This window comes from Pseudovibrio sp. Ad5 (assembly GCF_001623095.1).
Taxonomy (GTDB): Bacteria; Pseudomonadota; Alphaproteobacteria; order Rhizobiales; family Stappiaceae; genus Pseudovibrio.
In genome coordinates, this window is the sequence record NZ_LMCH01000059.1 from 85,598 (window position 1) to 109,257 (window position 23,660).

Consider the following 23,660-nt stretch of genomic DNA (forward strand, 5'->3'; position numbering starts at 1 on the left):
CCAGTTACCTCTCACAAATACTTCACCCAGTCTTCGTAGCGGCGGTCTACATTTGGGGTGCTCATGGCCCTGGTCCAGGCGATGCCAGCGGAGTTTCGGGCTTCGGATGGGGTCATGGAGAAGCGTTTTTTGAAAGCGCGGCTGAAGGTGCTCTCGTAGGTAAAACCGAAGGAAAACGCGATTTCCGAGTTGGAGCGGTGGGCATTGCTGTTGCTGATGAGTGCCATCATTGCGCCCTTGAGACGTTGCTCCAGAATGAAACTTTTCACACCGCCGTAATTGCGGAACATCTCATATAGCTTTGAACGTGAGATACCTGCTTTTATGGCCACAGTTTCTGGTGACAGATCCGGGTTCGACAGGTGCTCACTGATTGTTCGTTTTGCCAGCATAATTTGTGCGGCATGGCTGTTTGCCTCCATCAGAACCACACCTTCAGACGTGCTGTTCAAACAGGCCGTAACGAGTGAAATCGTTGCCGGGTTAATATCTGCAGCTTGTGACAAGCTCAGTTGACCCGACAACTCTTTCAACGTTTTAATATGACTATAAAGAAGCTGAACCATGGGCTGCGCGGCAGGCAATCTCCGCATATGCTGCCCATCTGGATAAACCAGCTTAGGTTCGAGCAACTCCCTGGGAATAATCAGGGATAGGTTTGAAAATGTATTGGTCCAGGATTTTGATGTCCTGGCTAAATCAAAAATGATGAGGCCATCCTGTGCGACAGAATGTTGTGCACCGTCATGCTCGAAAATCATGTCTCCTGTTTCAAACAGTTGGATCATGAAGTGGTCCATCCCATCTTTTGCGATAGTCAGCTCACTCCTTTCCCAAAACTGCTTTCTGCTTTTTGTCCGGGCCAGAATAATTTGCCCGAACATATGCGCATCTACTTCTGCAGTGAATTCATCAGACCTGACGGCATGGTCTGCTTCCACCTGAAACATGAAGGAGATACTTTCCTTCCAGAGAGGGAAGCGCTCATCTGGCGCAACGCCATCAACGGAAAACACAGCCTGAGGAATAGGCTGAGAAATCTCCGCTCTTGGCGCTCCGTCAATGAGATCCACCTCACTCAAAATATGTCCTCGTAAAATCAACTCAATTTATACGTGCTTTTACTAAAACCTTATAGCAATTATATACATCTCCAAGAGCCCCCCGAACAATGACGTGGCGTCCAGATCATTGTGCATTTTGTTTGGAACTTCCTGAAAACTGAGTTTTTTCCTGAGAATCTTGCATTGATGCATGAAGCGAGCACAACGTGCGGGGAAGACGACGGCATTAGTTTCCGGCCCAATGGCTCTCATTCAGGTGAACGTAATGTGATTAAACTGGGAACGGAGCTGTCTTGTATTCCCCTTTCCAAACTCACACCTAAAGAAGTGCTCACTGCACATATCTCGATTTGTGCGTTTCCCCATCGAGCTTCTTAAGGATCTCCCAATGGCCCTGGATACATCTGTTCCTCCTGCCTCCTCGTTCGTAACCGTATTGCCCACACTGCTGCTGGCCGGTGTCATTGGCGAAACCGCCTTTGAAGCTTATGCCTGGTTTGTCTCACCGCTTCTGTTTGGGCCTGTTCTGGAACCTGCGTATCTCGTTACAGCACTGGCGAACAAGTTATTCGGGCTCTCCATTCCATACGGCCTTGCCTTCCTGATCCACTTTTCCGTTGGCGCAATTGTCTTTCCGCTTGCTGTGCTTGCAGTGCATCAAGTGACCAGACTTCGGTTTTGGATTTCTGGCGTGGTTGCTGGTGTGCTCCTCTGGTACATCGCGCAAGGTATGCTCGCGCCCTTTATTGGCAGAAGCTTCATGATGGACTTTGGCGCTTATACGCAGTCCTCATTCCTCGGACATGTGGGCATGGCCGTTGTGATGGCTTTGGTTTTTATGAAGGTGTCTGAAGGCCGCAAAAACCATCGCTAACACCAAGACTTGGAGAGAGTGCAAGGCACCCTCTCCTTCTGCTCCACCTAAACCGCGGCGGAGTACTTCAGCCGGATGACCAACTGCTGCGTATCCTCATTAAAGTCTTCATGCATTTCCTCAAAGCCGTAGCGAGCATAAAAGCCACGCCCGATTGGATTGTGCTTAAAGACTTCCAGTTCAACGCTGTCATGAAGCGAGGTGGCCTTGTCCATCAAAGCCTTCCCGAGCTTGCGCCCGTGAAAGTCAGGATGCACAAACAGTCCGCCCACTTCATTGCCAAGCAATGAAATAAATCCGACGACAGCGCCGTTCATTTCAGCAACCCATGTCTCTGCATTAGGCAGATACATGTTTCGGATGTTGTCGGTTTCATGAGCTAAAAAGCTATCGTTCAGAAAAGGGTGAGCGAGTTTGCTGGCCTTGAGCCAGACGTCAACAATGGACTCGGTGTCGCGAGTTTCAAATTTGCGGATCATTTCTATGTCCTGAAGAGTGCCGTTAATCGGCGCTTGATGTTCGGAAAAAGAAGGCGTGCAGAACCAGCCGTACAAATGGCACGGTCTTAAGGTTGAAAGCATGCATAGGGGTTCTTCGTTTGAACCCTCAGATCCGGGACATCAAATCTCCTCTGAAACACATTAGGAATACGCAGCCTAAACCTCAGGGGCTCAATGTCAAGGCAACTCAGATTTCCAAGTTCGACGTGCTGCTAAGGGTGCAAATATCTGCGCCTTACCATCTCATGATTTCCGGAAAATATTAGCCGGCTTCGGGACTTGATGGTGAAGACGCAACCGTTGCCCGTATCCCATTCCGGACGCGCCTTCGCCACCGAACAGGCTCGTTTCACCGTCAAAAACGGGTAAAAAACATTCCAGAGGACAGTTTTAAACATATTATTGAGCCAAAAAGGCAAGTTTATTCGCTCAGTGAACTGAGTGAAAACCTTCCCTATAGTGGACCCTAATCCTCTGAGTTCTCTACTTCCTTGATTTTCGTTAGGTCCTTTTTGCTTTCAAAAGGACAACTGCAAGGTGCCAATTGCGCAAAAACACTTGCGTTAGATCAACGTCCTTCATCTACGCAACAGTACGATTGGGTTGATCGTGGGAGAGGTCTGTAAAAATGTCTACTACAATAGTTAGCAGTGAAGTGGAGAAGCTCGCTGAAATTCCCTTGCTTAAACGGTTGAGTACCGAGGCAAGAGAACAGCTGCTTCGGGGTGCCACCAAAAAATCTGTCTCGCGCGGTGAGATGATTTTTTTTCAGGATGATAAGGCAGACGCGTTCTTTATCGTGCTGGAAGGATGGGTCAAAGTTTTTCGCGCGACAAGCAGCGGTGATGAAGCCGTTGTAGGGGTCTTCACCCGTGGGCAAACCTTCGCTGAAGGAGCTGCCTTTACAAACTCAAACTATCCAGCCTCTGGTGAAGCGGTTACGGATAGTGTGGTGCTTTGCATTCCAGTGGCCCACCTGGCCAACTCAATCGCAGCAGATCCGAACATCGCGCTGGCAATGATGTCGTCTTTGTCCATGCATCTGCATCAACTTGTGTTGCAGATTGAAGGACTGAAGACGCATACCGGTGCACAGCGTGTTGCCGAATTCTTGCTGAACCTCAGCACAGAACCTGCTGGTTCCTGCACATTGGTGTTGCCCTACGACAAAGCACTCATCGCGGGTCGTCTGGGTATGAAACCGGAAAGCCTGTCTCGCGCGTTCCAGAAGCTGAAAAGCTATGGCGTCGAGGTCAAACAGAACCGGGCAATCATTTCCAACGTTCAGGTTCTGCGCACATTGGTAGAGCAGGAACGCACAGTGGTCATGCATTCAAGCCACGGCTAAGATATTGCGCTAAAATGATTTTATTCGCTTGTCCACGCCTGGGTTTTCATCCCTCATAGGCTTGTTTGATGAACTCGCCAAGATGTTGTAGTTCCTCTCCCCGTGGTGAGCTTTTTCGCCATACAAGCGCTATTTCTCTTGGCAGTGCCTTATCTACATCGATGAGGCACACATCATAGTTATCCGTCAGTCCTGCAGTAATCGCGACGTCTGGCAGAAGTGTAGTTCCCAGCCCTTCTGCCACCATACCCACCAGAGTGGAGAGGCTAGTCGCCTCAAATGAACTGTCTTGAACCGGGCCGTCGGGTAAAAATGCAGACAGGGCATGCTGTTGTAAACAATGCCCTTTTTCCAGCAACATCATCTTGGTATCTGTCAGGTCCTGCCCTTCTACATGTTGCCGGTTTGCAAGCGGATGTTGAGGTGTGACAGCCAGTTTGTATCCATCTTCAAACAATGGAAAATGAACAAGGTCGCCAATCTCAAATGGGAGTGCCAGCAAAACGGCATCCAGATGCCCGCTCTGTAATGCAGCCAACAGGTCATGGGTGATGCCCTCTTTGATAAAGAGGCGAAGTTCCGGAAACTTCTTCCGAAGCTGCGGCATAATCCCAGGAAGCAGATAAGGTCCAACTGTAGAAATCACCCCCAGTTTCATGTCTCCAGACAGGAACTTAGAGTTTGCCGCAGCAAAATCTACAAAGGCTTTTGTATCGAGCAGGATGTGACGTGCGCGATCAGCCAGTGAGTTGCCCAGAGGTGTAATCGTGACAGAACGCTTGGTTCGTTCCGCCAGATGAACACCAAGATTCTGTTCCAGCTCTTTGAGCGCTGTGCTCAGAGCTGACTGGCTCACATTACATTTTTCTGCTGCCTTCCCAAAATGTTGCTCTTCAACAAGTGCCACCAGAAATTCCAGCTGGCGAAGGCTTGGTAGATGACTCATATGCTTTATAGATCACTGTATTATCATTAATCAATTTCACTAATTAATGTAGATCGATATTGTGCATTTATCAAATCAATTGAGCCCGAGGAAAATAAATGTCAGAAGAAACTATCATCACATTGCCGCAGCTGAACACACCAGCACCAGATTTTACTGCTCCGACGACTGATGGCACCAAATCATTGAGTGATTACAAAGGCCAATGGCTGGTTCTCTTTTCACATCCAGCTGATTTTACGCCTGTCTGCACAACCGAATTCATTGCTTTTGCGAATGCAGCAGAAGACTTTGGCAAGCTCAATACAGCATTGCTTGGCCTGTCTATCGACAGTCACTACTCACACATCGCGTGGATGCGAAACATCGAGGAGAAGTTTGGCGTTCACATACCCTTCCCGATCATTGCCGACCTCTCAATGGAAGTCGCCAAAGCCTACGGCATGATCCAGCCTGGAGCCTCAGACACTTCTGCTGTTCGCGCAACTTTCATTATTGATCCTGAAGGAATTCTGCGGGCGATGGTTTACTACCCAATGACCAACGGGCGTTCAGTTGATGAGTTCCTACGCTTGATCAAAGCCTTGCAAACATCTACCGAACACGGTGTTGCAACTCCAGAAAACTGGCAGCCTGGTGACAAAGTAATCGTGCCACCGCCAGCAACAGCGGATCTGGCTGAAACACGTAAATCAACTGGTTATGAATACGTTGACTGGTACTTCTCTAAGAAAGATGTGCCTGCTTAATACGAAATCTGTGACGGAGTTCAGGCGATCAAATTGCCTGAACATCTCACTCAAAAATCAGAGTTATCTCAGAACAGCCCTTGTAGGCTGTGCGGGCAAATCTCGTAGCACTGAAACTCTTTGGTTAGCGAAGCCACGAGTTAAGCCAATTTCTTGCAGATAGCTGACCAGGTGCTGAGCCAATGCATGCTCGCAGCCAATTACCGGTGCAAGTTTACATCCCGCAGGAGCGCTCCCCATAATTTTGGAGATATCTTCCTGGCCGTGTAGGCCTCCACTGGCAAACAGCGGAACAACGGTTGCATCTTCGGAAAGCGTCAGGACAGCCTTTTCGACGAAAGGTTCCTCGGAGAGGAATACCACGCGAAGTTGCTTGTAACCGTAACGAGCTTCCAGACGCTCTTTGAGTTGAAGCGCGCAAAGCCGTGATTCCGGTCCGACAGTCGAGCCATGAGCAACAATTAGCACTTCCCGGTCGAGTTCCGGCTTTAACAACGTGCTTTTGCTGTTTGGTGCCAGAGTACTTTGAATACTCTGTGAAACCAGATCAGGTAGGAAGGGCAATACACCAAGCGGGGCTAACAGCTTGATATACTGCCCATCTCGGTTCAGATTTTGCCATGCACCTTCTTTCTGTTGTTGCAGGTTTGGGTCCAGCCCCAATCGGCGAGGCAGGACTGTTTTGCAGAAGTAGCCGTTACTTAAGAGGAGAGGAAGCACAAGCACGCGCTCGTGCGGGAGGCTTTCGACTACTTCCTGTAGCGGCGGGGTTCCTTTCATCACCCCACTCACCACATCCAGTTCGGGCAGTAAGGGCGCGAGAGCATTTTTCAGGCGAACGTGGCCTGGTGTATTGTCGGCGCCCTTGCCGCCCAAATCTCCATGAGCAGCAAGAACAAGTGCCAGGTCGCTAGTGGCTTGTACCAGCGGAGAACGTGATCTTGTTCCAGACATTGTACTTTCCAGATGGCTTACTCATTGGAATGCGCTTCACTTCTTCAAGCGTTTTCGCATCATAAATGATGATCATGCCGTCATTTTCCCAGATAGAGAGAATGGCGTGGCTGCCATCACGGTCAAACTCGATATGAGCAGCGGTTTTACCCGGGAGCGGTTTCAGCGTCTTTACGATCTCAAGCGTTTCTTTATCGATCACGTACATCTGGTCCTTGTTTGGACCAAAGAACACGTCCGCCCAAGCGTACTTGGAGTTTTCGTGAGATCGCATGAAGAAGCCCGGACCCGCCGTATCAAGTGTCTTCAATACGGACCAGTTGGACATGTCGATCACAGAAATCTTGCTCTCGCTCAGATGCGGCGTCACCATCACTGGTTTCCCCTGCCACTCCCAGCTGATGCCGGAGCCTAGATGCGGGAAGCCGGGTAGATCGATTTTGGCAATGGTCGCGCCTTCATCCATGTCCACCACGACACCGCTCTTCCCGTCCCGAGACGATCCCATCAGGTGTTTGTAGGACTGGTCGAAGAAGAAATCGTCCATCGGCGCATCAACCTGAATACGGCGCAGAGCGAACAAACCTTCGGAGGTTGGCTTCGCACCATCCTTGCCGTAGTTTTCGGCATCGACATAGGCATCAAACTCAGGCTCTGCCTTTGGATTGGTTGCCACTTCCCAGACTTCAGGCACATCCTTCATGGCAACAACGAAGCTGTCACGTTCTGGTGCCTGATAAACTGCAGAAACACGTGTGGTTTCGCCGCCCAAAGACTCTGCATCAAAGATCTTCTCAACGGTGAGGTCCTCAGCAGACAACATCACCAGAGAATGTGGCAGGTAGTTCGCCAGTGCAATGTGCTTGCCATCGCGGGAGAGCGCGATGTTGCGGGCATTGATGCCGCCGCGCACTTCGCCAACCACTTTCAGCGCCCACATATCGTACTTGGTGATCCAGCCATCACGGGACATGAAGAACACGTAGTGTCCGTCCGGTGTGAACTTAGGGCCGCCATGCAGTGCAAACTGGGTTTTGAAGCGGGTGAGCGGCTCAAACGTATCGCCATCCATGACAGTGGCGTAGTGATCCCCGGTCTCCACAACCACAAACAGGTTCAGCGGATCGGATTCATAGACCGGCTTTTCAACGGGCTTGTAGTCCTCGTTGAACACGCGGGTCGCGTTGATTTCCTTTTCACCCCACACCGGCATCGCGCCCAATGGGGTCTTTACTAGGTTCACCAGATCAGCAACCTGCTGATCGTTGAGCTGATCACCGAAGGCTGGCATCTGGGTGTGAACACGACCATCCTTGATGGTCGACGTCGCAGCACTTACGCGCAGACGCTTCAGGCTTTCCGGAATGAGCGCAGGGCCGATGCCGCCTAAGCGGTCGCCACCATGACACTCTGCACAAAGCTCCTGATAGGTGCCCTTTGTGGCATCAGAGACCGGATAGAGCTCAAGCTTTTTACCGCGTGCTTCCGCAGCGCCTGCCAACATGCAGGTTGCCAGCAAAACTCCGGCGAGTTTAGGCATAAACGTGTTTGGCTTCATGACGAGCTCCCCGGAATGGTGTTGTTTCAACGCGCTGGTGGTTTGCATCCCCAAGGCCGATCTCTTCATCCGTCAGGTAACAGGATGGATCTTCCGCCCAAGGGTCGCCCGTCAGCTGCAGCGCGCGTACGCGCGTGTTGCCATTACAGATGTTGAAGTATTGGCAAGATCCGCAGCGGCCTTTGATCTGGCGCGGGGTCTGCTTCAAACCAGCCATGACCGGATCGGATACATCCTGCCAAATCTCCGAGAACTTGCGTTCTTTCACGTTGCCGATTGTGTAGTGCCACCAGAAGCTGTCCGGATGCACTTTGCCGGTGTTATCGATGTTGCCGATGTTTACACCAGAGGCGTTGCCACCCCAGCGCTCCAGCATATCTTCCAGATACCCAGCTTTTTCCGGCATGTTCTCACGCACCCACTGCAACAGGTAGATGCCATCCGCATCGTTGTTGCCGGTCACGTATTCGTTAGACTTGCCAGCCAGCACATCTTCCCACGCCTTTTCAATCAGGTGGGTCATGGCTTTACGGGTCACGTTCAGGTGCGCATCTTCACCACGGTTTTTGTTGCCGCGGCCTGCATACACAAGGTGAGACAGGTAGATCTTGTCTACTTTCTCGCGGGCGCACAGGTCCAGATAGTCATCCAGCGTATCGGCGTTGTCTTCTGTCAATGTAAAGCGCAGGCCAACCTTCACGTTTTCCTCGCGCAGGTAACGCACAGCCTGCAAGGACAGGTCAAACGCGCCATCCATGCCGCGGAAGTCATCATGCACCTTGCCAATGCCATCCAGTGAGATGCCGACATAGTCGTAACCGATCTCACCAATCTTACGCGCCATATCTTTGTCGATAAGCGTGCCGTTGGTGGACAGGGCGGTATAGAAGCCAAGCTGCTTGGCATGGGCCGACAGCTCCAGCATATCCGGGCGCATCAGCGGCTCACCACCTGAGAAGATGATAACCGGGACGCGGAAGCCCTTCAGGTCATCAATAACCTCATAGGCCTGCTTGGTTGAAAGCTCGCCGGGAAAATCTACATCGCCTGAGGTTGTATAACAGTGCTTGCACTTCAAATTACAACGGCGGATCAAGTTCCAGATAACAACCGGACCAGCAGGTTTACGCGCTGGTGGAAGTGGATACGGATCCGCTAGAGCTTTGAGATAATGGGTCAGACGAAACACGCGGGCTCTCCCCTCTGCGACGAAGTCTAAGTCCTGTTTTTTTCAGGGTTTTTGTCGAAAACAGGACATCATTTCCATTGCATGATGTCCCTATGAGCGCCTCTATTTCCTTGACTAAAGTCAGACACTCTTCGCGAGTCTTTCCATGCACCATGGCAAAGACATTGTACGGCCATGTAGGTAGCCATCTTGGGCGTTGATAGCAGTGGGACACAAAGTCCAGAGAACCCATCATTTGTCCAATGCGTTCAACGTCCTCATCAACGATATTCCAGACGGACATGCCGTTGGCACGCATGCCAAGGGCGCGATGATTTGGCACAGCCGCAATACGACGAATTGCACCGTTTTCTTTCATGGAAGCAACGCGTTCCAGCACCAGTTCTTCACTCACGCCAAGCTGGTGGGCAATCTGCGCATATGGCTCGGAAACAAGCGGCAAACCTTCTTGCAGCGCAGCCACCAGAGCACGGTCAAATTCGGAGAATTCTTCGATACTATGCGTGCTCATACTGGAACCTTAAACTCAATGAAAAACTCGCGTTCTTTCGGGAACAGCCGGACCGGGATTCCGGTCAGCTCTTCAATGCGTTTCCCACAACTCTCAATTTCGTCAGGGGTTTCCGTGGCAAGCACGAACCACATGTTCAGCTCGTGATCACGGGCATAGTTGTGCGCCACCTCTTCCAACGAGTTCACCTGTTCAGTCACCTCGTCATAGCGCTCTTCCGGCACAGCCATAGCGCACAGACAGAAGGCCCCGCCCATTTGAGCAATGTCGAACATTGGCCCGAAACGAGTGAGGATACGCGTCTTAAGCAGCCATTGCAGGCGCTCAAGTAGCAAGTCTTCCGCAATGCCCAGTTCCTCTGCAACCGCTGCATACGGCTTTGAGATAACCGGCAGACCATCCTGCAAACGGTTAATCAACTTGCGGTCCAGATCATCCAGATGCACCTTGGCAGGTTCATTCAGGTGGGCGATATCTGTACTCATGCACTTACTCCAACACTGCGAGACAGACGGGCACCACGCTGCTTGAAGCACTTGGTGGAGAACAGCACGTCGCTGCTCATCACGTGCTGCGTGGCCGTGGTGGAAAGCCGGTTGATGACCTTCAGCGCCTCTTCACGGCTGTTCGCATGAGTCATGGTGTACAAGTTGTACGGCCAAAGCGGCATCTCTCTGTTGCGCTGGTAGCAAAGGCTCACCATCGGGTCAGCAGAGAATATGGCACCAACGTCATCAATATGCTCATCGCGAACATTCCAGACCGTCATCGCATTCGCCTTGTAACCGATGGACCTATGCCGCACGACCACGCCGAACCGACGAATGATGCCAGCATCCTGCAGCACCTTCAGCCGTTCAAGCACGGTGGTTTCCGAGCGCCCCAGCTTCAGCGCAATGCGCAGGAACGGGCGGTCCGAAAGAGGAATGCCATCAGACAGTTTTTCCAGCAGGTTAATGTCACCGGGCTCCAGAACCGACATATCGACCGGCGGGAGTACGGGGGTCTTCTTTTCCAGCCGCTGCTCTGTCAAAGAAAACCCCAGATCCAGGTGGAAAGCCTTTTCCATCCGAAAAGCATGAACCACCAGATTGGTGTTCTGCTCAATACGGGCGAGCGTGGCCTCTAACGTCGCCCGATCCCGTTCAACAACCACGAACCAGATGTTGAGATCATTCTCACGCAGGTAGTTGTGGTTGACCCCCGGTTCATCGTTGATGAGCTGCGCCGCCGTTTCCACAAAGTGTGGAGGCGCTGACACCGCGGCCAGACAACTTGCGCTCACTGTATTTGGAGCCAGTACCGCGCCAATGCGCGAAATGACGCCATTTGCGACCAGCCGTTCGTAACTGCTGATCGCGTCTAAAGCGTCCACCCCGGTTTCCCGGGCTATGAGATTGAATGGCTTAGGAACAAGCGGAAAATTATGCTGCCACTTGTCCACCAATACGAGATCAATATCACTCAGCTGTGCGCTCATATCGCAAACTCCCCAATCGCTCGGGCGGCCAGTGCCGCCCTGGGAAAGCCGGGACCTAAAGCCCCAGCTGGTGTGCACGTGAAGTAAAGAAGATGCCGCTTGGTTTTTCTGCTGGCAGAACCTCTTTCAGGGAGAAATCCGTTGTGTCGTAGACATGAATTTCATTCTTGTCACGAACGGACATCCAGACTTCGTTGCCGCGCGGAGTGAACTCCATATGCAACACGCCCGGTCCTGGCTTCATCGTTTTGATGATCTTGCGTTCCAGAATATCGATCACCTGAATGGTGTCGTTGTGTGGAGGCGCAAAGTTCACCCAGATCTGACGACCATCAGGACGCGCCATGGCAAACACCGGCTGACCATGCACTTTCACGCGATCGACTTCAGTGAAGTCACGCTCATCCATGAACAGCACTTCGTGGCGACCTATGGCAGGCAGCGCATACATGCCGTTGGCTTTCGCCCAGCCTTCCAGATGGGGCATCTTGTAGACTGGAAGAGGCTCTTCGCCTTTGCCGTAGCCATCCATGATGCGCTCGACTTTCAGCGGCTCTTTCCAAAGGTCTACATGGGCCAGACCATCTTCACCAAACAAACCAACGATGTAGTGGCGGCCATCGCCCGTAACCAGTGCATCGTATGGGAAGATGCCGATGTCTTCGAGTTTGGTGATCTCAGGCTTCAGGCTCTTGGAATAGTCCAAAATCCATGTTTGCTCGCCATCCCAAAGGGAGAAAGCAAAGCGACGACCAGGCAGATCCACAAGTCCAATCGTTTTGGACTGGTTACCAACTTCGTCATAAATCGCAGGCACTTCGGAGATCAGCTCCAGAGTTTCCGCGTCAAATACATTCACGCCGCCCGGCTTGTAGTTGGCGACGGCGATCAGCTTGCCATCATCGGAAATGGCGCCGCCGATGGAGTTGCCAGCCTGCATAACGCGGCCAACAAGCTTGCCAGAGAGCATATCCACTTTGGACAGGCCACCATCGCGGCCAAACACATAGGCGTAGCGCTCGTCTCGCGAGTAAACGACAGAGGCGTGCGAGAGATTGCCCAAACCCTCTACCTGAGCCAGCACAGTACGGTCTGTGCTTTCGACAATCAGGGCTGTTCCTGTGGCTCGTTCGATAATCAGACCCAGATCGCCCGTGGCGCGCAGGTCTTCAGAACTGGCTGCAGAAGCAAATAAAAGACCCGCACCTAAGGCTGCGGCAGCAAAAAACGTCTTCACTTGAATGCTCCTGTTTTAAGACCTTCCGCAATGAAGGCCGCTTCAGTTTCGGTGAGGAAGCCGCGCCATGGTGGCATTGCCGTTCCCGGCAATCCGCCAAGGATCACTTCCTGAATGACTTCAGAGTCCATATGTTCCAGATTTTCTGGAAGGATTGGCCCTCCAAGACCGCCCTCAAGTGTCAGACCGTGGCAGGACCCGCAGTCCTGCTGCACGAAATCTGTCAGCTTTTCGCGATCAATGATCTTGATGGCCTCTTCGTCGGCAAGAGCTCCAAGGGGCGCTCCAGTCAGCAACGGAAGCGCCAGCACCCCAGCCTTCAGAAAAGAACGCAGCGGGTTTTGCGCACTCCGCTCTGTCTTAGCCATTGATAACCTCCAGATGAGGTCTATCGCCCCATTTTGCCTCACTGCCGGAGAAGGACGGCAGCTCCAGAGAGTCTTTCAGACCCACAACATCACCAATCATGAACAGTGTCGGCGCTGGTAGTTTAGCTGCCTTGGCCTGCTCACCAATTGTGGTGAGTGTGCCGAACACTTTCTGCTCTTCCGATGTGGTGCCCTTCGAGATCGCAACAGCAGGCATATCTGCAGGCATGCCGTGCTCTACGAGCTTGGTAGAAATCTCGGCGATGGCGGCAAGGCCCATGTAGATCACGAGGGTGGTGTTAGGGTCCGCAAGGCTGGCCCAATCCAGATCGAGGGGTACATCTTTCTGGCAATGCCCGGTTACGTATCTTAGCCCCGTTGCAAGGCCGCGATGCGTGAGTGGCAGGTTTAGGCTTGAGGCACAGCCTTGCGCAGCTGTGATGCCTGGCACGACTTCATAGTCGACGCCGGCAATGACCAGTTCAGCAGCTTCTTCACTGCCGCGGCCAAAAATAAACGGATCCCCACCTTTAAGGCGCACAACACGCTTACCTTCTTTGGCGAGATCAACGAGTAACTGGTTGATTTCTTCCTGAGGAATAGGATGGCTCTTCGGCTTCTTCCCGACAGGATAAAGAGCTGTCTTAGGCGGAACCAGATCCATAATTTCCTGAGAGACCAGACGATCGTAAACAACGACTTCAGCGTCCTGAATGCGCTTCAGAGCTTTCACTGTCAGGAGATCCGGATCACCCGGTCCTGCGCCAATCAGACTGACCTTACCAATGCCTCTCATAACTCATTCCTCAAATCGAAACTGGCGAAAATAGAGGGACAATCCGCGCCCCTCTGGTGATCTGGAGTGTTGCCGAACCGATGTCTTTTAAGGTGTTAGAGACATAGAACTTGCCCCAAGGAGCAATCAGGGGTTCGTCTTTGATGGCACTTTCACAATTGAGAGTGTTGTCATCAAATGCTGCTGGCTTCTTACGAGCGCTTACAGCCACGGCGCTGACTGCGCATTCCTGCGCGATACTGGCCAAAAAACGGAGAATTGATTTAAACGACACCATAAACTCCAATAGAAACGAACCTTACCCGGCATCGTTATGTAAGCTTGCCCTCGAGCTTCTTACATTGACCATCGTCAAGTTATTGTGAGCGCCTCATGAAAGGCTATTATTCGCATATATTTCAATGGGTTGATGTGTGTAGAAATTTCACTGAAATGCAACCGCATGTGGTGATATCCCAGCTAAATTGACATAGGTCACGCAAAGGCAAAAAATACGTAGACTTCCCACAATAAATAATCGTTCTAAATTGGAGAAAGAGATTCCGTTTCAGGCATTTACTTCCCGGCAACGGCAAGTTGGCACCCGTCCAGAGCTGCACGGAGTGCGCGTTTAGGGAATAAACGTAAGGTCAGATTGGAACCGACCTTTTTACCTAACGGAACCTTAACCCCGTTGCCAAGCAACGTTTCCACCACTCCCCCATCCTCAGTAGGTTGAAATCAAAACCAACAAGCACTTGAGTGCTGCCGACGTGAGGAACCGCTACATGAGTGAGGCGAAGCCCTTTTCCTTCCTGAGCCCTATCAAAAACCCGCCAGCTTACGTAATGGATCCTGAAAAGAAGCATCTGGAAGTTACTCTGGATGTTGAATACGACACCAACAATGTTTTCAGCTTTGAAAAGCCTCACAACGTCCCAACCTACACCCGAGTGTTCACAAGCGATCTTACCAAAGAGGTTGGAAACACTCTGACTGGCCCAACCATTGAGGTCAGGCCGGGTTCAAAGCTGCAGATCCACACACACAACAAGTTGCCGGAGCAGGACCAGACCGAGCCGGATGACATCAACTTCCCTTACGGGTTCAACAACTACAACATCCATACACACGGCCTGCACGTGACGCCAGAGTCGCCCGGAGATAACGTCTGCATGACCATTCGCCCCGGCGAAGCCTATGACTACGAGTACGACATTCCAGCGGATCACCCTCCGGGGGTCTACTGGTATCACCCGCACAAGCACGGGTCCGTGGCCTTGCAGGTTGGCAGCGGCATGGCTGGTATGATTATCGTGCGTGGCGCGTTTGATGATCAGCTCAAAGAGATGGGTGTGAAGGAATACTGCATGGTGTTCCAGAACATTGCCGTCAACGCTGAGGGCAAGGTGGAGGACCAGAAGCAGGTCGCCAAGTTCCCCAACAGTGAATACAACATCACGGTCAACAGCCAGTATTGCCCGATCATCAAGGTAAAGCCGGGAGAGCTGATCAATCTGCGCCTGTTGAACGCGACCACACGCTCGTCGATCAACTTCGAGTGCCCGTTCTTCGGGCAGATGTTTATCTACGGGTATGACGGCAACCCCACTGACAACTACCGCAGACAGGGGGGCATCAGCCTTGCCCCTGCGAACCGCGCGTCTATCCTGCTGAAAATCAGCGAGGCGGCCACGCCCGGAGCTTTCTATTACGTGCAAAATGACTCGGTCGAATACCAGTTTATTCCGCATTACAAGTACCACAACAACCCGCCACTCTTTGCCATTGAGGTGGAGCGCGGCGAAGAGATCGGCGCAGCGATCTACATGCCGAGCGAAACAGCTGAGCGCACCACTCCACCGCCTTTCCCTGAAAGCCTACGTGGTGGACTGCTGGAACCAATTGGCCCAGAAGAAGTAACGAACAAACGCACGCTGACCTTCCAGGCGAATACGTTGGACAATCCCGACAAGTACTACCGCGGGGTGAACGTCACCATCGACCACGGCCAGTTTGGCGGCTGTGAGGTGGTCAATCATTGGGTTGAACTGGACGCCGTGGAAGAATGGACGCTAGAGAATGAAAGCGAGTTTCCGCATCCCATCCATATCCATGTGAACCCCATGTATGTCTTTGAGATTCAGGGCGAAGACCCCTTGGATTACACGCTGGAGCTTCCATTCTGGGCAGACACCATTCAGGTTCCGCCTCATGGACATGTGAAATTTCGCATGCGGTTCAAGGACTTCGTCGGCAAGTATCCTTTGCACTGCCACCTGCTCTACCATGAAGATGGCGGCATGATGCAGCACGTAAAAGTCGTCAGAGATCTGAAAGAAAAAGACGACTGGAACAACAACCAATAACGGATTGAGACAACATCGGGTTCACATGACTGAGGTACACGGCATCAGCCCTGACAACGAGCGGAAGCCAAAACGAATGCGCAGCTTTTCTCTGAGCCATTTTCTGCTTACCAATCCTATTGGTTATGGAGTGATGCTCGTGCTTCAGCTGGCTGTGGTAGCGATGATCACGCGGCCCGACACCCTTCATGTATTTGAAGTTGCTTTCGTTCTCGCCATATTCTTTGCAGGCATGGTCAGTCTGCAAAACGCAGGTATGCCCAGCTACCTCTTCACGTATTTCTGGAGCGGGTTTGTTTATGGCGGGTTCGGTATGATTTTGGGCCACCAGATCGACCTGTCCATTGATCAGAACCTGGCAATGCAACAGATGAACAGCCTGACACTGGCTGCTGTTTATCTGAACTGGATGACCCTCATCATGGTGGGCGCTTGTATTGTAACCTGCTTTTTCGCGGATCACTGCAAAGGGCATCCGGCTTCCAAAAGCGCAAAAACCTTCATACACGTCTTCGCAATTTCCATGATGATGTTTGGCGTTTACGTAGGCCATGCACTCAACCTGATACTGCACCGGAACACGTTTGACCGGTTCTATCTACAAGTCCTTGCCATGAGCATCTTCTTCACCATCGGCTATTACTGCGCTCTCAAGTGTCATGACTTGCTTCGCGACAGAAAGAAGGCCTGAGTGGCCCTCTTTCCTTTTGCTTACCCAACCTTCTGCGGTGCTGAATACCGCTTCTCCAGCTGTGCCTGTATCATCTCAAAGACGAAACTAACCGCCCAATAGATCAAAGCCGCACTGATCAACATTTCAAAGTGTTTGAACTCGGAGCGCCCAAGCGTCCGTGCCAGATACATGAGTTCCATAATGCCCATGGCAGACACCAGCGAGCTGTCCTTGAGCATAGAGATGAAGTTGTTGCCCGTTGGCGGAATGATGATGCGGATTGCCTGGGGCAAAACCACCTTCCACATAACTTGCCAAGGCTGCAAGCCCAGAGCGGCGGCGGCTTCTGACTGTTGCCGTGGAACCGCCTGTATGCCCCCTCGGAAAATCTCCGTCATATAGGCCCCGTAACTGAGCGACAAAGCCAGAATACCTGACGGGATTGCATCCAGTGTGATTCCAAGTTGCGGCAAACCCAGATAAATCAGATAAACCTGCAACAACAACGGCGTACCGCGAAAAAACGAGACGTAGAACGTTGAAGCCGCATAGGCTGGACCTGAGTTGGACAGACGGGCAAGTGCGCCAACAAATGCCAGTAAGCTGGCGCAAATGATGGACGCAAACGAGACAAAGAGCGTGTAGAACAGCCCCTTGTAAAGCAGGATCGGCAACCGCTCGATAATGAACGGAAACGACAGATCAAACGAGTAGAAGAACCCCAGAAACAGCGCCAGAAGCTGCGCCCAATAGATCGGCACTTGCACCTTCATTGGCAGTTTGGAGACGAACACAACGTCTGCTGTGATCATGGCAGAAATCGCGAATGCGGCCAGCACGGAAGCAGTATCAGGGGCCACATCAAGGTTCAGAAGGGTCGTCAGGTATTGGCCAACGCTGCTCAGGTCAAATGCCATGAGCAAGGCTGCCAGTACCGCGAAGAAAGCCAGGCGCCGGGAGGGCGCATGACTAAACAGGTTTACGAGCAATGTCATAGGACCAGCCGCACTAGTGCGTCGTGGTTACAAGGTCAGCCCCAAACCATTTCTTGGAAAGCTCAACCAATGTGCCGTCAGCCCGCATTTCCTCAATGATTTCGCCAACCTTTTTGGAAAAATCAGGATCATCACGAGACGTCACAACCGCCAGAGGCTCAAAGAACACCGCCTCTCCCAGAATACGGATCGGATAGTTCGCCTTGATTGCTTCCAGAATGGTTGGGACCGACGTGATGCCAGCATCCAAACGCTTGCCATCTCCCAAACGCAGATCATCCAGTACGTTGCTATCAGCCTCATAGGTGCGGACTTCACCCGGTGTCACCGCAAACTCAAAGGCAGGCGAGTAAGCCGGGTCCAACTTCAACTCGTGCTGAAGATAGTACTCGAAGGTTGAACCAGTGCTGGCCCCGATGCGCTTGCCATTCAGCTCCGAAATCGTCTCATAAGACGCGTCTTTATGTACGTAAAACGCAGCCGGTGTGTAATAGTAAACCGCTGGAAAATCGAGCACTTTCGCACGAGCGGGTGTAGGCGTCATAGAGCCAATGGACATCTCCCAGCGTCCGCCCCACTTGCCGGATGTAATGGCCTCCCAAGCCGGGTTCAGAAACTCTGCCTTTGCGCCCATACGTTTGGCAACTTCCTTTGAAACATCAATGTCATAACCTTCAAACACACCATTAGCATTCAGGAATGAAGCTGGCGGATATCCGGAGTTGGTCGCGACACGGATCACCTTGCTCTCCATGACGCGGTCCATCACTTCGCCGGAAAGTGCGGGTTGAGATAAGGCCAGCAAAGACACGCTGACAACCGAGCCAATACTCGCGATTGATTTAATAATATTCATTTACCCCTCCAAATAATAATATTATCCGGGTGATCCTAGGCAACAGAACCAAGGTAAACAAGAGATTCTCATTTATTCATATATGAATACATTTCAGTTTCACTGAGTGAAATCTATAGGACTAATCTATTTATTCTTCTGATTGCCCATTTATTAGATAGTATGTGCGATGACTCATAATAGTCATCGCACATACATCTTCATCTATTGGTATTGAACCGTGCTGCCTTCTGCGATGACATCAAGACCTGCTTCATGCCTCTCCATCGCCTGCACCAATTTCCAGATCGGTTCAAGGAACAGCCCAAACGTGGAGTGATGAATGGGCAGGACACGTTTCGGCTTCAGGCGATCCACCATGTCCACCACATCTGCGGCATCCATGCTGATCTTCCCAAGAGCGCCCGTCACACCCACCCCGCCAACATGCGGCACAAGAACATCAATGGCACCAAAGGCTTGGACTTTGGCCATCACATCATCTACCGGGAGGGTGTCACCGGTCCAGTACATGGTCCTGCGATAATCACCGGCCACAAACTCAAAGAAGTATCCATTACCCGGCCCCAGGATCTTCAGGATCTCCGCATTCTCAGAATGCTCAGCGGGAACTGCCGTGATGGTGATCTGACCAGACTTAGTCGGGAACACCATTTGCTCGCCCCATGGCAGAGCGGTGATATTGGAAAAGCCCTTTTTTACAAACACTTGTTTGTCATGCTCTGTCGTGATCATCGCCATGTCAGAAGCGATTTTCGCCTCTGCTGCTGCATCAAAATGGTCTGGATGGGAATGACTGATCAGTGTTGCGGTTATCGCTCTAAGATCAAACTCGGGTAACACCCCAAATCTTGGCTGCGGTTTGATATTGGGTCCCTTTACAAGGTCAAACATCTCATTCGGGTTCGGCATCACAATCGCCTGCTTCCCAACACCAAAGGCTGGATCCGTGAGGAGCGTCACTCCATCAAAGCTGATGAGCATTGTGGCGCCGCCAAGCCACTGTATCTGCAGTATTTCCTCTGGTGAACCATTCGCTTTTGCATGTGCCAGTGCAGGCAAACCAACAGCAGAAACCAGTGCTGTTGTTCCACTCAAACCAAGAAATTTCCGTCTGTCCATCTTATCACCTATCTCTATATGGAGCATAGGGCTAGCAAACTCTGAGTGGCTGGAGTATTCAGATAATACTGTCATCATTAAACGATATAATTGCATAATGACGAACATCATCCAGTTGCAAACCTTCGTTGACGTCGCTCGCCTGAACTCCTTCACTGAGGCCGCAGAGCATCTGAGTATTCCCCGTTCAACGGTCACAGCTCGCGTGCAAGCGTTGGAGGAACGGCTCGGCGTGCAATTGCTTCACCGCACCACACGGCGGGTTTCTTTGACGCTGGAGGGTGAACGATTTTTGCAGCAGTGCGAGCCAGCTTTGGAAGCGCTTCTACAAGCTGAAAGCGACCTGCTAGAAAAAGACGAACTCTCTGGAAACATTCGCCTTTCCGTCCCAACAGATTATCCGGTAGAAACGTTAGAAGCGCTGCTGAACAGCTTTGGCAAGCTGCATCCCAAGGTCTCGTTTTACGTTGATATGAGCGACAGTCCGGTGGATCTCGTGGCAGATCACTTCGATCTCGCCATCCGCGCGCGGCATCCGGGAGACGAAACCCTGATCGCGCGGCGCTACACTTATGACCCTGTTGGACTGTTCTCCCGCAAACCGCACAAGCTCATCACAGAAGACAACATTGCCTCCTTTGCTCTCCGAGATCCGGGAGGCTTTCTAGCTAAGTTCTCGGTGGGTACAACATCGGCTCACACAATCGAGACCACTAACTTCAGTTTGACCAAACAACTCGCATTATCAACGGATTGCGTTGCTGTGCTGCCAATTTCACTTTGTGAGCATGAGGTAGAACAAGGCCGGTTACACCACCTAAAAACCACACTGCAGATCCCTGAGGTGCCGCTTTACATTGTAACCCCAGCCCGAAAGCACAGACCGAAACGCACACGGGCTTTTATCCAACACATCATAGAGTGCGCAAAAGCCCACCGGTAAGACCAAATGGCTTATGGGCGCAGGCTGAGCAATTCGTTAGTATCCCTGCAGATTTTAGTGACTGATTGCATGGGACGAGAGAGTATGGCGCAGGATACCCTTTTAAAAGAACAGCTTGGTGGTGTTTTGAGAATAACGCTCAACCGCCCAGACAAACTCAATGCCCTCTCACCAGAGATGCGTCAGGACTTGCTCTCCGCGTTGAAAGAAGCCCACACCAGCTCAGAGGTGCGCACGGTTATCCTCACCGGTTCAGGCCGCGCCTTTTGCACCGGGCAGGACCTCAACGACATCCTGCCCGACAGCACTGGCGAAAAGCCGGATTTGGGCGATGTTCTAACACAACATTACAGCCCGATTATTCACGCAATCCGACAGATGGAAAAGCCGGTTTTGTGCGCTGTGAACGGCGTTGCCACGGGTGCCGGAGCTGGTCTCGCCTTTGCCTGCGATATGGTGTTTGCCGCCAAGAGTGCTAAATTCATACACGCTTTCAGCAAGTTAGGTCTTGTCCCTGGTGCTGGTGCGTCCTTCCACTTGCCGAGGATGGTGGGCGAGGTGCGTGCCAAGGGGTTGATGCTGACTGGTATGCCGCTGACTGCGGACCGCGCAGCAGATTGGGGCCTGATCTGGGGAGCCATTGAAGACGACCAACTTCAGGGTGAGGTACTAGATGTTGCAACTAATCTTGCAAAAGGCCCAACATCGGCGTATGCCATGACCAAACATCTCATTCATGCATCAGCTGATAGCACGTTGGAAGACCAGCTTGTGCGGGAAGCGGAGATGCAGCGTCGGGCTGGAAATTCGGAAAACCATGCCGAGGGCCTAAACGCGTTTCTTGAAAAACGCTCACCTGTTTTCAAATAGCGCCCGTATTCTTCTCGTGTGGTTGCGGCGCCTCCCAAAATCATAATTGAGGATATATATGGGCATTATTGCACTCGATCACGTCCAGATGACCATGCCAGCAGGGCAGGAAGACGCGGCCCGCGCTTTCTTCATCGGCCTGCTCGGTTTTACCGAAGTCGAAAAACCTGCGTCTTTACAAGGACGTGGCGGCGCCTGGTTCACTGCAGGCAGCGTTAACCTGCATGTTGGCGTGGAAGATCCGTTCACCCCAAACAAGAAAGCCCATCCCGCCTTTTTGTTTGATAGCCTTCAGGAAACGGTTGATCGTCTGGCCGCAGCAGGCGCTGTGTTGAAGGACGACAAGCCATTGCCGGGCTATATCCGCAAGTTCACCGAAGACCCGTTTGGCAACCGCATCGAGTTGATGCAGAAGACGGCATGACTGCTGGCGCTGCACGCCAGACTAGAATTCATATTTCTGCTTTAGACATTGATAAATAAACAGAAAATCTTCGAGTTTTCGAAAACCTCACGATATCCTGTGTGTGTTAGAGGGTGAGTTAATCAAGCAAGCTCACCTCGGCACAGGAGCCTCGGCAGATGACCATTCTCGGTTTGCAACACATCAACCTTCCCATCGCGCCTGACGGGGATAAGCTCGCCCGCGAATTTTACGTGGACCTGTTGGGCTTTGAAGAAATTGAGCGGCCTGAGATAGCGCGGCACCAACAAGGTGGTTGGTTTTCAGTAGGTTCTGTCAATCTGCACCTGAGCGTGCAAGACCCGTTTGTGGCCAACAAGGTGGGGCATCCGGCCTTTGTAGTGGATGATATCATGAAACTCACAGAGCACCTGCGGGATGCGGGCTATGAGGTTTCAGAGGACCCGACCTTCATTGGTTTCCTGAGAAGAACCACCCATGACCCCTTCGGCAACCGCGTTGAACTGATGCAACCCGAGGACATGGTGCAGCACAAACTATAGCTTCTTCAGCTCCTGCAACAACGCGTTGGTGAGGCCGAGCAACTTGCCCTCCGGCAGAATATCTTCGTGGTTCCACGTCACCGCAACCTGCCAATGCACTCCGTTCAACCCTTTGAGATCATAGGTAAAATTAAGAACACCGATCTCGCTTCCAGCTTTGAAAGCAATGCGTTGCCAGTCGGTCTTTTCCGCCAGGCCAGGGTTGAACTGCATCGCCTTGTCATCTGCTATTTCGCCGATCACATCGCAGAGTTCTTCCGCGCTTGCATACCATTCCACTCCGCTGAGATATGGGTCGGCTACATCCTCAATCGCGGGCAGTGAACGTTCCTCGATTTTCTCCAGAATTTTCCGGCGCTTAGCAACACCCGCCTGACCATATCTCTCGGCAAGATCACGATCCGCCTTGAGTTGATAAAACTGACGAGATGTCAGGAACGGCGTCCGTTCTTCCCGCGTTTCCAGTGGCTTAGTGCCGATAAGGTTGAGAACAACATCAGCAGCGGAGTTATCAGAGGCCGCCATCATGTGCTGTGCAACCACCTGCAGGGTCACCAATCCGCCGCTCATTTTGGCGTAAAGACTGCTAACCGGATGGGATTCCAAGTCTTTTTCCAGCCGAACTTTCTGGTTCCACTTCAAGTCACCGCTTTTCACGCGGCGCACCAGTTCCTGCATCACAAACAGCTTGTAAGCTGGGCCAATCGCCAAGGGCTGATCTGCATTTTTGCTGAAAAATTCTACGCCATCTTTGCGAATGAGAAAGCTGGACGATCCAGCAATCTCTTGCATCAGAGATAGGCACTCATCAAGGTTTTCAACCTGATACAGTGCAGGCTTAATGAATAAGCCTTTGATTTTGCCAGATTTTTCCCGCTCCAGTAGGACGACGATCTTAAAGTGCGTTGTTTTGACGAGAAATGCGTTGTTTTGCGTTTCTTTGCTGATTTCTTGCGCTGCTCCGTAAGCGGCAAGTGCATCCTCCAAAGACCGTTTCAGCCCCTGTTCTCCAACCAGAGAAAGGAAGCCGGTCGAGAACATGGAAAGGTCATCGCCGTTGCCATTCCAGAGTAGAAACAGCAGGTCCATATCAGACGTGTTGCGCAGCGCAATCATCTCCGGCGTGATCCGCTTGGCAGGGGAGAGGTTCTCCAGCGCATCCTTTAGGCTCAGGATTGGATCAAGAAACATCTCTTTCAGGGTGCGCATTTCAAATCGCCTCAGGTCAACCAGCTGGAATCGTCTCTCTTCTCTTAAAGTGAGCCTGTGAGATTGGCAAAGCCTGTCTTCCCTCTTCTGCAATAAGCCACAGT

Annotated in this window: 26 protein-coding genes; 9 read left to right on the top strand and 17 right to left on the bottom strand. The window is 51.8% G+C overall.

Annotated features, from left to right (window positions below; translation table 11 throughout):
- Nucleotides 1-11 precede the first annotated feature (11 nt).
- A complete protein-coding gene (locus PsAD5_RS16685) occupies nt 12-1,073 on the bottom strand; it encodes a helix-turn-helix domain-containing protein (RefSeq protein ID WP_244272100.1) in 1,062 nt (353 codons plus the stop codon).
- A 379-nt stretch (nt 1,074-1,452) separates the two neighbouring features.
- On the opposite strand from PsAD5_RS16685, the gene PsAD5_RS16690 reads away from it, so the two are divergent.
- Entirely contained in the window at nt 1,453-1,938 is a 486-nt protein-coding gene (locus PsAD5_RS16690) for a hypothetical protein (protein WP_057463301.1), read from the top strand.
- Nucleotides 1,939-1,985: 47 nt separating this feature from the next.
- Here PsAD5_RS16690 and PsAD5_RS16695 read toward each other — a convergent pair whose 3' ends face one another.
- Nucleotides 1,986-2,417: a GNAT family N-acetyltransferase gene (locus PsAD5_RS16695; protein WP_063292896.1), complete on the bottom strand. Its 432-nt coding sequence runs from the start codon at nt 2,415-2,417 to the stop codon at nt 1,986-1,988.
- Nucleotides 2,418-3,066: 649 nt separating this feature from the next.
- Between PsAD5_RS16695 and PsAD5_RS16700 the strand changes: the two genes are divergently transcribed.
- Nucleotides 3,067-3,786 carry a Crp/Fnr family transcriptional regulator gene (locus tag PsAD5_RS16700; RefSeq protein ID WP_208980901.1) on the top strand — a complete coding sequence of 240 codons (720 nt, stop codon included), beginning with the start codon at nt 3,067-3,069 and terminating at the stop codon, nt 3,784-3,786.
- 46 nt (nt 3,787-3,832) lie between these two features.
- Here the strand turns inward: PsAD5_RS16700 and PsAD5_RS16705 are convergent, their stop codons facing one another.
- Nucleotides 3,833-4,732, bottom strand: a complete 900-nt coding sequence (locus PsAD5_RS16705; RefSeq protein WP_063292897.1) for a LysR substrate-binding domain-containing protein — start codon at nt 4,730-4,732, stop codon at nt 3,833-3,835.
- A 98-nt stretch (nt 4,733-4,830) separates the two neighbouring features.
- Here PsAD5_RS16705 and PsAD5_RS16710 point away from each other — a divergent pair, with 98 nt between their 5' ends.
- Nucleotides 4,831-5,481: a peroxiredoxin gene (locus tag PsAD5_RS16710; protein WP_063292898.1), complete on the top strand. Its 651-nt coding sequence runs from the start codon at nt 4,831-4,833 to the stop codon at nt 5,479-5,481.
- Between the two features lie 63 nt (nt 5,482-5,544).
- Here the strand turns inward: PsAD5_RS16710 and PsAD5_RS16715 are convergent, their stop codons facing one another.
- From PsAD5_RS16715 to PsAD5_RS16760, 10 genes are read right to left on the bottom strand one after another with little or no spacing between them, the layout of a single operon-like run.
- Complete coding sequence (locus PsAD5_RS16715) at nt 5,545-6,435, bottom strand: CbiX/SirB N-terminal domain-containing protein (RefSeq protein ID WP_084405990.1); 891 nt, start codon at nt 6,433-6,435, stop codon at nt 5,545-5,547.
- Nucleotides 6,392-7,993, bottom strand: coding sequence for a nitrite reductase (locus PsAD5_RS16720; RefSeq protein ID WP_244272095.1), 1,602 nt, complete (start codon nt 7,991-7,993; stop codon nt 6,392-6,394). Before PsAD5_RS16720 ends, PsAD5_RS16715 begins: the two co-directional genes overlap by 44 nt.
- Nucleotides 7,968-9,182: a heme d1 biosynthesis radical SAM protein NirJ gene (nirJ, locus tag PsAD5_RS16725; RefSeq protein ID WP_063292899.1), complete on the bottom strand. Its 1,215-nt coding sequence runs from the start codon at nt 9,180-9,182 to the stop codon at nt 7,968-7,970. The genes PsAD5_RS16720 and nirJ overlap by 26 nt, the downstream gene beginning before the upstream one ends.
- Complete coding sequence (gene ahbB / locus PsAD5_RS28065; RefSeq protein WP_057463307.1) at nt 9,118-9,693, bottom strand: siroheme decarboxylase subunit beta; 576 nt, start codon at nt 9,691-9,693, stop codon at nt 9,118-9,120. The genes nirJ and ahbB (PsAD5_RS28065) overlap by 65 nt, the downstream gene beginning before the upstream one ends.
- Nucleotides 9,690-10,178 (bottom strand): Lrp/AsnC family transcriptional regulator, encoded by a 489-nt coding sequence (locus PsAD5_RS28070; RefSeq protein WP_063292900.1) that lies wholly within the window; start codon nt 10,176-10,178, stop codon nt 9,690-9,692. The genes ahbB (PsAD5_RS28065) and PsAD5_RS28070 overlap by 4 nt, the downstream gene beginning before the upstream one ends.
- A complete protein-coding gene (gene ahbB / locus PsAD5_RS16740; protein WP_063292901.1) occupies nt 10,175-11,173 on the bottom strand; it encodes a siroheme decarboxylase subunit beta in 999 nt (332 codons plus the stop codon). The genes PsAD5_RS28070 and ahbB (PsAD5_RS16740) overlap by 4 nt, the downstream gene beginning before the upstream one ends.
- A 55-nt stretch (nt 11,174-11,228) precedes the next feature.
- Nucleotides 11,229-12,410, bottom strand: coding sequence for a cytochrome D1 domain-containing protein (locus PsAD5_RS16745; protein WP_063292902.1), 1,182 nt, complete (start codon nt 12,408-12,410; stop codon nt 11,229-11,231).
- A complete protein-coding gene (locus PsAD5_RS16750) occupies nt 12,407-12,778 on the bottom strand; it encodes a c-type cytochrome (RefSeq protein ID WP_063292903.1) in 372 nt (123 codons plus the stop codon). The genes PsAD5_RS16745 and PsAD5_RS16750 overlap by 4 nt, the downstream gene beginning before the upstream one ends.
- A complete protein-coding gene (cobA, locus tag PsAD5_RS16755) occupies nt 12,771-13,574 on the bottom strand; it encodes a uroporphyrinogen-III C-methyltransferase (RefSeq protein ID WP_057463311.1) in 804 nt (267 codons plus the stop codon). Before cobA ends, PsAD5_RS16750 begins: the two co-directional genes overlap by 8 nt.
- Nucleotides 13,575-13,584: 10 nt before the next feature.
- Nucleotides 13,585-13,848 (bottom strand): hypothetical protein, encoded by a 264-nt coding sequence (locus tag PsAD5_RS16760; protein ID WP_153041399.1) that lies wholly within the window; start codon nt 13,846-13,848, stop codon nt 13,585-13,587.
- A gap of 493 nt (nt 13,849-14,341) precedes the next feature.
- On the opposite strand from PsAD5_RS16760, the gene PsAD5_RS16765 reads away from it, so the two are divergent.
- Both PsAD5_RS16765 and PsAD5_RS16770 read left to right on the top strand, forming a co-directional pair.
- Nucleotides 14,342-15,922: a multicopper oxidase family protein gene (locus PsAD5_RS16765; protein WP_063292905.1), complete on the top strand. Its 1,581-nt coding sequence runs from the start codon at nt 14,342-14,344 to the stop codon at nt 15,920-15,922.
- Between the two features lie 25 nt (nt 15,923-15,947).
- On the top strand, nt 15,948-16,613 hold the full coding sequence (locus tag PsAD5_RS16770) for a hypothetical protein (protein ID WP_063287952.1): 666 nt from the start codon (nt 15,948-15,950) through the stop codon (nt 16,611-16,613).
- Nucleotides 16,614-16,633: 20 nt separating this feature from the next.
- On the opposite strand, the gene PsAD5_RS16775 is transcribed toward PsAD5_RS16770, so the two are convergent.
- From PsAD5_RS16775 to PsAD5_RS16785, 3 genes are all read right to left on the bottom strand, one after another.
- Nucleotides 16,634-17,590 carry an amino acid ABC transporter permease gene (locus PsAD5_RS16775; RefSeq protein WP_063292906.1) on the bottom strand — a complete coding sequence of 319 codons (957 nt, stop codon included), beginning with the start codon at nt 17,588-17,590 and terminating at the stop codon, nt 16,634-16,636.
- Between the two features lie 13 nt (nt 17,591-17,603).
- On the bottom strand, nt 17,604-18,446 hold the full coding sequence (locus PsAD5_RS16780) for a transporter substrate-binding domain-containing protein (protein WP_063292907.1): 843 nt from the start codon (nt 18,444-18,446) through the stop codon (nt 17,604-17,606).
- 204 nt (nt 18,447-18,650) lie between these two features.
- Nucleotides 18,651-19,568 carry an MBL fold metallo-hydrolase gene (locus tag PsAD5_RS16785; protein WP_208980900.1) on the bottom strand — a complete coding sequence of 306 codons (918 nt, stop codon included), beginning with the start codon at nt 19,566-19,568 and terminating at the stop codon, nt 18,651-18,653.
- A 97-nt stretch (nt 19,569-19,665) separates the two neighbouring features.
- On the opposite strand from PsAD5_RS16785, the gene PsAD5_RS16790 reads away from it, so the two are divergent.
- From PsAD5_RS16790 to PsAD5_RS16805, 4 genes are all read left to right on the top strand, one after another.
- Nucleotides 19,666-20,511: a LysR family transcriptional regulator gene (locus tag PsAD5_RS16790; RefSeq protein ID WP_063292908.1), complete on the top strand. Its 846-nt coding sequence runs from the start codon at nt 19,666-19,668 to the stop codon at nt 20,509-20,511.
- Nucleotides 20,512-20,595: 84 nt separating this feature from the next.
- Nucleotides 20,596-21,381: an enoyl-CoA hydratase-related protein gene (locus PsAD5_RS16795; protein ID WP_063292909.1), complete on the top strand. Its 786-nt coding sequence runs from the start codon at nt 20,596-20,598 to the stop codon at nt 21,379-21,381.
- Nucleotides 21,382-21,439: 58 nt separating this feature from the next.
- Nucleotides 21,440-21,805 (top strand): VOC family protein, encoded by a 366-nt coding sequence (locus PsAD5_RS16800; RefSeq protein WP_063292910.1) that lies wholly within the window; start codon nt 21,440-21,442, stop codon nt 21,803-21,805.
- A 158-nt stretch (nt 21,806-21,963) separates the two neighbouring features.
- Nucleotides 21,964-22,347 carry a VOC family protein gene (locus tag PsAD5_RS16805; protein WP_057462329.1) on the top strand — a complete coding sequence of 128 codons (384 nt, stop codon included), beginning with the start codon at nt 21,964-21,966 and terminating at the stop codon, nt 22,345-22,347.
- Here PsAD5_RS16805 and PsAD5_RS16810 read toward each other — a convergent pair.
- On the bottom strand, nt 22,342-23,556 hold the full coding sequence (locus tag PsAD5_RS16810; RefSeq protein WP_063292911.1) for a serine hydrolase: 1,215 nt from the start codon (nt 23,554-23,556) through the stop codon (nt 22,342-22,344). The genes PsAD5_RS16805 and PsAD5_RS16810 overlap by 6 nt on opposite strands.
- Nucleotides 23,557-23,660 lie beyond the last annotated feature (104 nt).

Excerpts from the sequence above, each read along its gene's own strand:
- PsAD5_RS16795 (WP_063292909.1), top strand. The coding sequence starts at position 20,596 with ATGGCGCAGGATACCCTTTTAAAAGAACAGCTTGGTGGTGTTTTGAGA.
- PsAD5_RS16770 (WP_063287952.1), top strand. The coding sequence starts at position 15,948 with ATGACTGAGGTACACGGCATCAGCCCTGACAACGAGCGGAAGCCAAAA.
- PsAD5_RS16715 (WP_084405990.1), bottom strand. The coding sequence starts at position 6,435 with ATGTCTGGAACAAGATCACGTTCTCCGCTGGTACAAGCCACTAGCGAC.
- PsAD5_RS16775 (WP_063292906.1), bottom strand. The coding sequence starts at position 17,590 with ATGACATTGCTCGTAAACCTGTTTAGTCATGCGCCCTCCCGGCGCCTG.
- ahbB (WP_057463307.1), bottom strand. The coding sequence starts at position 9,693 with ATGAGCACGCATAGTATCGAAGAATTCTCCGAATTTGACCGTGCTCTG.
- PsAD5_RS16710 (WP_063292898.1), top strand. The coding sequence starts at position 4,831 with ATGTCAGAAGAAACTATCATCACATTGCCGCAGCTGAACACACCAGCA.
- PsAD5_RS16705 (WP_063292897.1), bottom strand. The coding sequence starts at position 4,732 with ATGAGTCATCTACCAAGCCTTCGCCAGCTGGAATTTCTGGTGGCACTT.
- PsAD5_RS16720 (WP_244272095.1), bottom strand. The coding sequence starts at position 7,993 with ATGAAGCCAAACACGTTTATGCCTAAACTCGCCGGAGTTTTGCTGGCA.
- ahbB (WP_063292901.1), bottom strand. The coding sequence starts at position 11,173 with ATGAGCGCACAGCTGAGTGATATTGATCTCGTATTGGTGGACAAGTGG.
- PsAD5_RS16780 (WP_063292907.1), bottom strand. The coding sequence starts at position 18,446 with ATGAATATTATTAAATCAATCGCGAGTATTGGCTCGGTTGTCAGCGTG.
- PsAD5_RS28070 (WP_063292900.1), bottom strand. The coding sequence starts at position 10,178 with ATGAGTACAGATATCGCCCACCTGAATGAACCTGCCAAGGTGCATCTG.
- PsAD5_RS16800 (WP_063292910.1), top strand. The coding sequence starts at position 21,440 with ATGGGCATTATTGCACTCGATCACGTCCAGATGACCATGCCAGCAGGG.
- PsAD5_RS16790 (WP_063292908.1), top strand. The coding sequence starts at position 19,666 with ATGACGAACATCATCCAGTTGCAAACCTTCGTTGACGTCGCTCGCCTG.
- PsAD5_RS16810 (WP_063292911.1), bottom strand. The coding sequence starts at position 23,556 with ATGCGCACCCTGAAAGAGATGTTTCTTGATCCAATCCTGAGCCTAAAG.
- PsAD5_RS16690 (WP_057463301.1), top strand. The coding sequence starts at position 1,453 with ATGGCCCTGGATACATCTGTTCCTCCTGCCTCCTCGTTCGTAACCGTA.
- PsAD5_RS16750 (WP_063292903.1), bottom strand. The coding sequence starts at position 12,778 with ATGGCTAAGACAGAGCGGAGTGCGCAAAACCCGCTGCGTTCTTTTCTG.
- PsAD5_RS16805 (WP_057462329.1), top strand. The coding sequence starts at position 21,964 with ATGACCATTCTCGGTTTGCAACACATCAACCTTCCCATCGCGCCTGAC.
- PsAD5_RS16785 (WP_208980900.1), bottom strand. The coding sequence starts at position 19,568 with ATGGACAGACGGAAATTTCTTGGTTTGAGTGGAACAACAGCACTGGTT.
- PsAD5_RS16700 (WP_208980901.1), top strand. The coding sequence starts at position 3,067 with ATGTCTACTACAATAGTTAGCAGTGAAGTGGAGAAGCTCGCTGAAATT.
- PsAD5_RS16765 (WP_063292905.1), top strand. The coding sequence starts at position 14,342 with ATGAGTGAGGCGAAGCCCTTTTCCTTCCTGAGCCCTATCAAAAACCCG.
- cobA (WP_057463311.1), bottom strand. The coding sequence starts at position 13,574 with ATGAGAGGCATTGGTAAGGTCAGTCTGATTGGCGCAGGACCGGGTGAT.
- PsAD5_RS16695 (WP_063292896.1), bottom strand. The coding sequence starts at position 2,417 with ATGATCCGCAAATTTGAAACTCGCGACACCGAGTCCATTGTTGACGTC.